The sequence below is a fragment of the Psychroflexus sediminis genome (assembly GCF_900099815.1).
Lineage (GTDB): Bacteria > Bacteroidota > Bacteroidia > Flavobacteriales > Flavobacteriaceae > Psychroflexus > Psychroflexus sediminis.
In genome coordinates, this window is record NZ_FNCW01000003.1 from 304,060 (window position 1) to 314,439 (window position 10,380).

9 protein-coding genes are annotated in these 10,380 nt (G+C 39.9%); 4 read left to right on the forward strand and 5 right to left on the reverse strand.

The window, feature by feature from the left end:
- Positions 1-262: 262 nt before the first annotated feature.
- On the reverse strand, positions 263-661 hold the full coding sequence (locus BLP81_RS04315; protein WP_093366120.1) for a DUF2784 domain-containing protein: 399 nt from the start codon (positions 659-661) through the stop codon (positions 263-265).
- A 162-nt stretch (positions 662-823) separates the two neighbouring features.
- Between BLP81_RS04315 and BLP81_RS04320 the strand changes: the two genes are divergently transcribed.
- Complete coding sequence (locus BLP81_RS04320; protein ID WP_093366122.1) at positions 824-1,255, forward strand: DUF4829 domain-containing protein; 432 nt, start codon at positions 824-826, stop codon at positions 1,253-1,255.
- 71 nt (positions 1,256-1,326) lie between these two features.
- Here the strand turns inward: BLP81_RS04320 and BLP81_RS04325 are convergent, their stop codons facing one another.
- On the reverse strand, positions 1,327-2,949 hold the full coding sequence (locus tag BLP81_RS04325; protein ID WP_093366124.1) for a family 16 glycosylhydrolase: 1,623 nt from the start codon (positions 2,947-2,949) through the stop codon (positions 1,327-1,329).
- Between the two features lie 142 nt (positions 2,950-3,091).
- On the opposite strand from BLP81_RS04325, the gene BLP81_RS04330 reads away from it, so the two are divergent.
- Entirely contained in the window at positions 3,092-5,515 is a 2,424-nt protein-coding gene (locus BLP81_RS04330; RefSeq protein ID WP_093366126.1) for an alpha/beta hydrolase family protein, read from the forward strand.
- Positions 5,516-5,587: 72 nt separating this feature from the next.
- On the opposite strand, the gene BLP81_RS04335 is transcribed toward BLP81_RS04330, so the two are convergent.
- Positions 5,588-6,655, reverse strand: a complete 1,068-nt coding sequence (locus BLP81_RS04335) for an alkane 1-monooxygenase (RefSeq protein ID WP_093366128.1) — start codon at positions 6,653-6,655, stop codon at positions 5,588-5,590.
- A 276-nt stretch (positions 6,656-6,931) separates the two neighbouring features.
- Here BLP81_RS04335 and BLP81_RS04340 point away from each other — a divergent pair, with 276 nt between their 5' ends.
- Positions 6,932-7,981 (forward strand): sodium:calcium antiporter, encoded by a 1,050-nt coding sequence (locus BLP81_RS04340; RefSeq protein WP_093366130.1) that lies wholly within the window; start codon positions 6,932-6,934, stop codon positions 7,979-7,981.
- 51 nt (positions 7,982-8,032) lie between these two features.
- Here the strand turns inward: BLP81_RS04340 and nhaA are convergent, their stop codons facing one another.
- Complete coding sequence (nhaA, locus tag BLP81_RS04345; protein WP_093366132.1) at positions 8,033-9,355, reverse strand: Na+/H+ antiporter NhaA; 1,323 nt, start codon at positions 9,353-9,355, stop codon at positions 8,033-8,035.
- A 246-nt stretch (positions 9,356-9,601) separates the two neighbouring features.
- On the opposite strand from nhaA, the gene BLP81_RS04350 reads away from it, so the two are divergent.
- Complete coding sequence (locus BLP81_RS04350; protein WP_176752683.1) at positions 9,602-10,042, forward strand: hypothetical protein; 441 nt, start codon at positions 9,602-9,604, stop codon at positions 10,040-10,042.
- Between the two features lie 51 nt (positions 10,043-10,093).
- Here the strand turns inward: BLP81_RS04350 and BLP81_RS04355 are convergent.
- A partial coding sequence (locus BLP81_RS04355) for an integrase core domain-containing protein (RefSeq protein ID WP_143002809.1) occupies positions 10,094-10,380 on the reverse strand: 287 nt, incomplete at its 5' end.

A 10,380-nucleotide genomic window follows, 5' to 3' on the forward strand; every position in this document is an offset into this window, starting at 1 on the left:
TCTGATCGGGAGCACGCTGATATATACAGGTTGTTTATCGAAAAAGATACCACGCCTTAAGTTGAATATTCCTCTGATTAAATAAAAGTGAAAGCAGGTATTCTCTTATTCTCATTTAGTTTTTTCTGAAAAATTTTGGAGCAGGATTTCAGTATCGAATGTGGGAATCTCAGTTCGGGGGCTAGACCTAAATTTAAATAGGCTCTCATTCAAAACAGAGGTGAGATCATAAAAGGCGTTTTAAAATTTAAGCTTTTGAGAACTACAGGTCTGCAGTTTTTTTTGTTTTGAAAAAATTGAGATACAGGGATATACTCAAAGCGAGCAGTGAAAAGCTTAAAGTGAGTCCGTTGACCACATCTCCGGGTATATGTAAATTGAAAAGCCTTTGTAAAAGATAACTGATATAGGATGGAGGAAGATCAGTCTCCCCCAGCTTTTTTAAAATATCAAAATGCCAGTCTGTAAGGGGACAATAGCCAAATCCATACCATAGGCCTAAAACACCCCAGGAAGCAAATGTCAAAGCTATCACGATAAGATGCCATTTGAGAAAGGCTTTATACAACCAGCCAAAAAGATTGAAAAAAATCAGAACTGTATGGAAAACCATAAAGAAAGAATCTCCCAGTCTCAATAAAAATTCATTTTCACCTATCATGACTTAGAATTTGATCGTAAAACGTAAAGCTTGTCTTTTAAAGCCAACTATAAAAATATATTTTCTCAGTTGAATTTAAATAATTGAAAATCATATTTATTATGATTTGGCAATATAATATCTTAGCTGACGCTTATTTAATTACTAATTAAAACAAATGTTATGAAAAAAGCCATAAGTATAGCTGTCCTTCTATTTTTCTCATCATGGCAAATCCATGCTCAAACAGCAGATGAAGTTGTAGACAGCTTTTTTGAGGCTTTAAATTCTAAAGATCATCAAACCTTAGGAGCCCTATGTCTGGACGATATGCAATTGCATACCCTGTCTCTAAGCGATGAGATTGTGCTGAACTCTCAAAGCAAACAGGGTTTTATTGAAGGTGTAAAATCCATTCCCGAGGAAACCGAAATCTTTGAAAAAATAATTTCAAAAGAATCCATTGTTACCGAACACTTAGCTCAATATACCTTGCCCTATTCATTTTATGTCAATGACAAACGTTCACATACAGGAATCAATGTGATAAGCCTATTGAAAACCAAACAGGGTTGGAAAATAAGCTATATTGCAGATACACGGAAGAAATCATAAACTGCTATAACTGCAAAAAGAGTTGAAATATAAATATCAACTCTTTTTTTATAGGTTATTAATTTCAAAAATTACTGCTTCAAAACTTTATAGGTACGAAGGCCTTCAGTTCCGCTTTGCTTAAAGAAATAAATTCCCGGCGACCAGTCTGACATGTCGATTTTCGTTTCTTTTTGATTTAAATCGTATGCATTAATCCGACGTCCCTGAATGGTATACACTTCAAGTGTCTGATCAAGACTTGTACTGGGTTTGTATACAGTGGTAAAGTTTTGGACGGGATTCGGAGCTATCGTTAACCTGGACTCCCTTAAAACTTCTTCGGTTCCCAGGGAACTTTCCTGATATACTCTTACGTAATCTATTTCCATGGCGCTTTGGGTGAAATTCGGATCGATAGTAGGCTGTATAGCTATATTCAGTAAAATATACTGATTCTCGGTAAAGGGCCAGGTTGAAGAATTTCTCAAATCGGGTTGATAGGTATAATGTACAGTCCCATCTACTGCAAAAACCATACGATCTTCGTACCAGTCGAGTGTGTAAACGTGAAATTCAGAAGAAGCTGTGGGGATAATTTGTCCCCCGTGATTTATGGTTCCACCATAACTGGATGGGGTATGCATGGCACTTTGAACAAAGTTTTGATCATCTCCCCAGTGTTCCATGATATCAATTTCGCCACATTCAGGCCAGGATGTAGTTCCGAAGCCCTGATTATCCCAGTACGCCCCGTTTTCATTGATGTTCTGTCCCAGCATCCAGATGGCAGGCCAGGTGCCAACGCCGGTTGGTAATTTGGCTCTTACTTCCACACGACCATAAGTGAAAGCATATTTTGAATTCAGTCGTGCTGAGGTATGGGTTTTAGTTGTGCCCTGGCTCGTGTAGGTTTCTTTTTTGGCCACCAGATGCATGATACCATCCTGCACGAAGGTATTTTCAAGACGATCTGTATAATGCTGTATTTCGTCGTTAAACCAAGAACTTCCGTTGGGGAGCAAGGTTTGGTGAAACCACTTGCTGGAATCTAATGCCCCGTCGGTGTTAAATTCATCCGACCAGACCAGCTTATCATAAACGGGATCATTTGGATTTTGAGGTTCGGAAGGGGCTTCACCACCATTAAAATAAAAATTATCGATAAAGGCCGTCACAACATCCGTATTATTTTCCCCATTCACCTGAAGCACAACCCGGTTAAAGTCGGTTCTGGATAAGGGATCCGGGGAGGCAGGATCCAAATTGACGTAATTATCTGTCGCAAAATTGAAGGTCACGGTTTGCCACTGGTCTAAAACTATGGGTTTTATAATCTCAGTCTGATCTGACCATGGCTCGGCCTGATCCTTATTTTGAAGTTTTAAGGAGATCTGATTGGGCTGAGTTCCTGATATACTTGAAGAAGGAACATATATATCTACGTTGAAAGGCGAATTTTGCTCCAAAATGATCTTAGCTGAACTAGTAAAACGAATATTTGCATATACCCCTCCATTATCTACATATCTCAAAACTGTTGATGAAGGATTCTGCGTACCCGGATAAGGATTGCTAAACCCGGTATTCATTTCAACGTCATCGGCAGCCCAGGTGGTTATGGTCGTGTTTCCTTCGAAATCATCTTTGAGAAGTTGTGAGAACGAATTATAGCTCTTCAGTACCACTAGAGCTATAAGTAAATATCTTAACATGATTTTTTTTTCTGCAAGATAAAGATACCTAGAGATTTATAAGTCAAGTGATTTGTTAAAAATTTGAAGGTCAGTTAGCTAAATTAAATGTGGACTATTCATCAAATTTGATTAATTTTAGGAATAACTTAAAAAATAGTATATGAAAAATTTTATTGTCTTATTACTGACTTTTTTACCATTTCTGGGATTCTCACAGCTGGATTTAAAGTACCAGATGCCTCATGAAGACATTCTAGAACTAGCGGATGTTCCTCTGCCCCCATCTATGAGTATAAATCCCGATGCCAGCAGGGCGTTATTAATCTATAGAAATCAATACAAGTCTATTGAAGATCTGGCTGAAGATGAACTCAGACTGGCGGGCTTGCGAATTAATCCTAAAACCAATATTTCAAGCCGAACGCGATTTTATATAAACTTAAAATTATTTGATCCCCAAAAAAAGAAGGAGTCTGAAATCCAAAACCTGCCGGACAACCCAAAGATTTCAAATATAAACTGGTCTCCGGAGTATAATTATATCGCTTTTACCCATACGACCGAGACAGGTAACGAATTGTGGGTCATCGACTACAGCAAAAAAATGGCCAGTCGACTCACTCCGGCTATTGTGAATGGCAATATAGGAACAACTTTAACCTGGCTTCCGGATGAATCCGGATTAATGGTTAAAACATTACCGGAAAACAGACCGGAGCTTATAAACACCGATAATAAAGTTCCTTCTGGACCAACCGTGTCTGTGAATGAAGCTGGAGTCGAAGCTCAGAACAGAACCTATCAGGATTTGCTCAAAAACAATGATGATGAATTCAATTTTGAAGTCCTGGCGACTTCAGAAATCCATAAGGTAGATCTGAATGGAAATTTAAGCCTGTGGAAACCTGCAGCCATGTATAGTAGCATGTCGATTTCACCAGACGGAACTTATGTCATGGTATCGGAAATCCATAAACCATTCTCTTACATCGTTACCTATGGCAGATTTCCGACAACTTACAGTATTTATACCCAGGCCGGTGACCTTGCTTATCTCGCTGCAGATGTTCCGCTTATCGAGGAAATGCCTAAAGGATTTATGTCTACGAGAACAGGACCCAGAGCTTTATCCTGGAGAGACGATCACCCGGCAACATTGGTCTGGGCAGAAGCCCTGGATGAAGGAGATGCCAATAAGGAAGTCGGATTCAGAGATGAAGTCTTTCAACTGGAAGCTCCGTTTGACGGGGATGCGACATCCTTATTAAAAACTCAGCTCAGGTTCTCAGGCATATTGTGGGGAAATGAACAGACCGCTGTTTTATATGAATATTGGTGGAACACAAGAACCATAAAGACCAGTATTTTTGATCCTTCTGAACCTTATGAAGAAGCTGTCGTTTTTAGCGAGAGAAACTATCAGGACACCTATGCCGATCCAGGGAATTTCGTAACTACCAAAAATAAATACCACGAATCTGTACTTCAGATTTTAGATGATAAACTGGTGCTTACGGGTGAAGGTTATTCTGCCGAAGGGAAATTTCCATTTGTAGACCATTACAACCTTAAGACCGGTAAGACCGAGCGCGTTTTCCAGGTGGAGGAATCAGATATGCTGGTATCTCTTGTGAATATGATAGATGCCAAGAAGGGTAGAATTCTCACTAGACGTGAAAGCAGTAATGATTATCCAAATTATTATTTTAGAAATTATAAAACTGGTGATCTGGAGCAAATCACAGATTTTGAAAATCCTTTTAAAGCCATACAAAACGTTCATAAAGAAGTGATCACCTACGAGCGGGAAGATGGTTTAGAACTTTCTGCAACCTTGTACCTGCCTGTAGGTTATGACAAGGATAAAAAGGAAAAAATGCCGATGCTGATGTGGGCCTATCCCCGTGAATACAAGGACAAAGCCAGTGCGTCACAGGTTACTTCCAGTTCCAAGGAGTTTACGTATCCCTATTATGGTTCTCCGATTTACTGGGTAAACAGAGGGTATGTGGTTCTGGACGATGCGGCCTTTCCTATCATTGGTCTAGGTGACGAGCAGCCCAACGACACCTTCAAAACACAATTGGTATCCAATGCTAAAGCTGCGATAGATGCAGTAGACGAGCTGGGTTATATCGATAGAAATAAAGTGGCTGTAGGCGGACATAGTTATGGTGCTTTTATGACAGCCAATTTATTGTCGCATTCAGACTTATTTGCCGCAGGTATTGCTCGTAGTGGTGCTTATAACAGGACCTTAACGCCGTTTGGTTTCCAGTCTGAAGAGCGCAGTTACTGGGAAGCCCCGGAGGTGTATAACACCATGTCACCATTTATGAATGCGGACAAAATGAAAACCCCTTTGTTGCTTATTCACGGTCAGGCTGACAATAATTCGGGGACTTATCCTATGCAAAGCGAGCGTTATTTCAATGCCCTTAAAGGCCTAGGAGCCCCTGCCAGATTGGTGATGTTGCCTAAGGAGAGTCATGGCTATGCGGCCAAAGAAAGCATAATGCATATGCTATGGGAGCAGGATCAATGGCTCGAGAAATATGTTAAAAACAGAGAGATGCAGGAGTAAAATTTCCTTAGAAGTTATCTTAAGAATAGACCAGGAATTATACTCCTGGTCTATTTTATTTTAACCCGGGAATTAATTATTCAGTTGTGAAGCCAATGCTCTCATGTCTCCGGGAATTCGTGGATTCATAAGCGCAAACCAAAGGGGAGGGATTAAAGCAATGAGAATACTGGTTGGATAGCCATAGGGCAATTCGGGGCTTGTGGAGTAATAATCCAGTAACTGATAGTTTTTGGAGGCTCTGTAATGATGGTCACTGTGCCTGGTGAGTTCGTAAAGCAAAATTCTGCCCAGTAAATGGTTGGAATTCCAGGAATGGATTTCCCTGACCGGATAATATCTGCCGCTTTTTCGCTTTTTTCTCAGTAAGCCATAGTGCTCGATATAATTGATGCTTTCCAGAAGTAAAAATCCAATCACCCCCATGCTCATAGCTAAAACGGCGGTCTGCCAGGAAAAAAGTATAAACAGCAAAGCGATATAAAGGAATTGAAGGGTTGTATTGATCAGCATTGAATTATGAATCGACCAGAATGTATGATTTTTGGCATTAAGCATTTGCTTTTGCAGTCGCCAGGCGCTTTTATACTGCCGGATTGATGAGGTGAACCAGAACGAAAAAACACTCTGGTTGAGTTTTGCTGTTGCCGGGTCCTCTGGTGTTGAAACTTTGGCATGGTGCCCAAAGTTATGTTCCAGGGTAAAATGCGTATAAAAGGAGGGCAGCAAAAGCAATTTTGCAGCTAACTGACTCCACCGATTATCTCGGTGTCCCAACTCATGAGCTACGTTTATTCCATTACTCCCAAGTACGATACCTACGCTTATAACCAAACCGACTAGCTGAACTGTGTTCAGTTCTTTAAATTCTAGGGTAAATAATGAAAAGCCTAAGATAAAGTAGACCACTGGTAAATTTAAATGCAATAGCCAGTCAAAAAAGGGATGATTTGCCTTTGAGGTTTTATCGGTTTCGGATAAGTTTTGAGTTAACTGAGGGGTGAATAGCTCCAAAACGGGAACTATACCAAAAGTTACAATAGGAGTGAGGTAGCTGAATTGCGCCGGATTCAGTATTCCCAAAATCGCACAGATAGGAATAAGGTAGGCCGTTAGGTATTTCAGATCAGTGAATTTCACGTTGAGTTTTTAATGCTGTTAGTGAATTATGAAGGTACTGAAATATTTCATACAGGATCACTGATTTTCTGATTCCCAGAAATGCCTGGTATCTCATCCGATTTGTGAAATTTAAAGCTGAAATGTTGCTTTTCTTTTCAAGAATTATGTTCTGGTATTTTCTTATATTGATTCATCATTAAGACGATTTTTTTTAATTTCGAAATGGCATTGTTTCAGTCTAACAACAGATTAGCTATTCAGAAGAGGCATAAGACTTAAATTATTGAAACCTTTATGGAACTCTTACTCTATTTTGTGGTTGTTATTGTAGCCTCTCTGGTGGTCTGGAAAGGGGGAGGAATTCTTGAAAAATCTGCCGGAGTACTCGCTAAGTATTATGAACTACCACCCATTGTGCAGGGGAGTATTATCACAGCAGTGGGCTCGAGCTTTCCGGAACTGTCTACTACGGTAATTTCCACATTGACACACGGACAGTTTGATTTGGGTGTTTCCGCGATTGTGGGTTCGGCAATTTTCAATATACTGGTCATTCCCGGTCTGAGTGCTCTTTTGGCAGGAAGGCTTAAACTGGATCGGATACTGGTGTATAAGGATGCTCAGTTTTATATTATCTCCGTGGCAGTGATGCTTTTGGTGTTTTGCATGGCTGTCATCTATAATCCGATAGAATCTGAAAATCTTCAGGGAACAGTCACCTGGGGTCTGGCTCTTATCCCTGTTTTTATCTATATTCTGTATGTTTTTTTACAGCAACAGGAAACCAGCCATTTTCAAAACAAATCTGCCGAGGAAACCACGGCGAAAACCGATGCAGCGACTGAAGAAGACCTTGCCTATCATTCTATCTGGAAAACATGGCTGAAGTTTCTTGGAGGTCTTGTCCTGATTGTGGTTAGCGTGGAAGGCCTGGTGAGATCAGCTATATTTTTTGGAGAATACTTTGGGACTCCCAGTTTCGTTTGGGGCGCCACGGTACTGGCTGCGGCAACCAGTGTGCCAGATGCTATTGTGAGCGTAAGAGTTGCCATTAACGGTCAGCCAAAAGTGAGTTTATCCAATGTTCTGGGGAGCAATATATTTGACCTGCTTATAGCGATTCCCGCAGGTATTCTTATCGCCAGAGCCGCTGTCATCAATTTTGAAATGGCAATTCCTATGATGATGTACCTGACCCTGGCTACGATTGTCCTGTTCACGTTCTTGCGTACAGGTCTTCATCTGGAAAAGTGGGAAGGTCTGGTTTTATTGGTATTGTATCTCATTTTTGTGCTTTGGATTATTTCTGAATCAGTGGGCTGGTTGAATTATTTACCCGTTTAATGCTAAGAATGGCTAACGTCCATTAAAATTGAGAAGAAAAAACAGTCACTTTCAAGCTTGAGTCTCTTTGTCTTTCCCAACATACTTCAGATAAAAATAGCCGCCTATGCCAGCCAGGACAGAAGCAGAGAGTATACCGATTTTGGCCTGGGTCTTATAAAGATCGCTTTCAAAAGCCAGTTCAGTGATAAAAATAGACATGGTAAATCCAATGGATGCCAGAATGCCTATTCCGAATATATGTTTAAAAGTCACGCCTTCCGGGAGTAAGCTGATTTTGAAGATTAGCACCAGTTTCGTAAAAAGGACTATTCCAATCGTCTTTCCTAAAATCAAACCCAGCATAACGCCCAGAGCTACCGGTGAAAAAAAGTTGCTTAAGGCATCCTGACTTATGGTAACCCCTGCATTGGCAAAGGCAAATACGGGCAAAATCACAAAATTGACTATAGGATATAAAGCGTTCTCAAGTCTGTGTAACGGAGCTGTAGCCTCTTTGGAAAGGGAAGAAAATTTCTCAATTTGACTTGATATTTCATCCTCATCCTCTTCTTGCCTGAAGATTTTTCGAATTTTATTGGAGAGCTGTCGGGCCTTTCTTAAAAAAAGCCGGGTGTCGATTCGTTTTTTACTGGGTATGGTAAAGGCTACTAAAACCCCTGCAATGGTTGCATGTACTCCTGATAACAAGACAGCAAGCCACAAGCCTCCAATTCCGAAAATGGCATAAAAAATAGTATTTCTTATGCCTAATTTATTGGCTCCCAGGAGAATGATTAAAAACAGAGCGCCCAGGGCAAGACTGGACAGGGACAGGTCTGAGGTGTAAAAAAAAGCAATGACAATTACAGCACCAAGATCATCTATGATGGCCAGTGCTGTTAGGAATATTTTAAGGGCTATGGGGACTTTGTCTCCCAGGAGATAAATAATCCCCAGGGCAAAAGCAATATCTGTGGCCATGGGAATTCCCCATCCTGAAATGGCTTCGGTTCCCTGGTTGATGCCGAAAAAGATTAGGGCGGGGACCAGCATGCCGCCAAGTGCGGCCGACAGGGGTAACAGGGTATCTTTAGGATTTGACAAGTGTCCGTGAACAAACTCTCGTTTCAATTCCAGGCCCACAAGGAAAAAGAAAACAGACATCAAACCGTCATTGATCCAGTGCAGTATGTTTTTCTTAATCACTACCTCTTCAAAGCCTATATACACGTATTGCTTCCAAAAACTATGGTAGAGGTCAGACCAGGGGGAATTGGCTACCAGCATAGCCAGGACAGCGGAAATGATGAGCAAATTGCCTACAGATGTTTTTTTCTGGATGAAATGTTTTATGGGCAGTAAGAGAATCTTGTCTAGTCTGGACTTTTTCATCGAAGCAGAATCTTAATAAGCCCTAAATTTAACGGGTTTAATTCAATTTTAATTGATTTCATTATCAATTTACTTGAATCCCTAAGTTAGATTATTTTTATATATTAATAACTCAGAATTTTTAATGGAATCAAAATGATATTCATTTTAGAACACTGCTGAGTTTTATTTTAGAATATATATCTTTTTAAAATGAAAATCTTAAAACCAATTGTTACCTGCTTCATTCTATTAATTAGTATTTCAATGTCATCTCAATATTCTTCTGAAGGAATTGGAGGGATCCTTAATTTAGAACGACATCAAGTGACTTTCAACTTTTTAGGCCCAGGCATTCGTTACGAATTAGGACTGTTTAGAAATGTAAGTGCATCCACAAGTCTGTCACCCGCATTTGGATATTATCAGAAAGGTTATACGTTTGGATTTGCATGGCATACTCGTGTGCGATATTATCATAATTTTAAACAGCGTAAAGATCTTGGTAATAATGTAACCGGTAATTCAGCTAATTTTATTGGCCCTGCCACTACATTCTTCTGGGATCCTCTTCAGATCGCAAATAATCTGGATGCGGATAAAGGTTTTTCTCTCGCTTTTTACGGTGCAGTGTATGGTCTTCAGCGGACCAATAAACAGGGCTTTAATGTAAATGTAGAGCTAGGTTATGGGTATTATGATGGTTGACCTTCCCTAAATAGCGTTGACCGTTTTGGTTAATATACTAATTGATTATTTTCATAATCCTATCGGACAATTATGAGCCTGAGGCTCTTCATTTGGGTTTAAGCTATGGTGCTTCAATGCCTCTTTGATTTTATAATTACCATCAGCATATATGATCGTCATCGGTCTTTCTTGGCTATCCAAATTTAAAACATAATTTTTAAATTCTTTTGGGGTTTTCCCACTCAAACTATCATGTTGTCTTTTAGTGTTATAATGCTCTACAGCTTTCTTGGCTTTGGCTCGTAAAACTCTTAAGTTATCAATATGCCATAGGTTTAAATATTCGTTCTTTATAG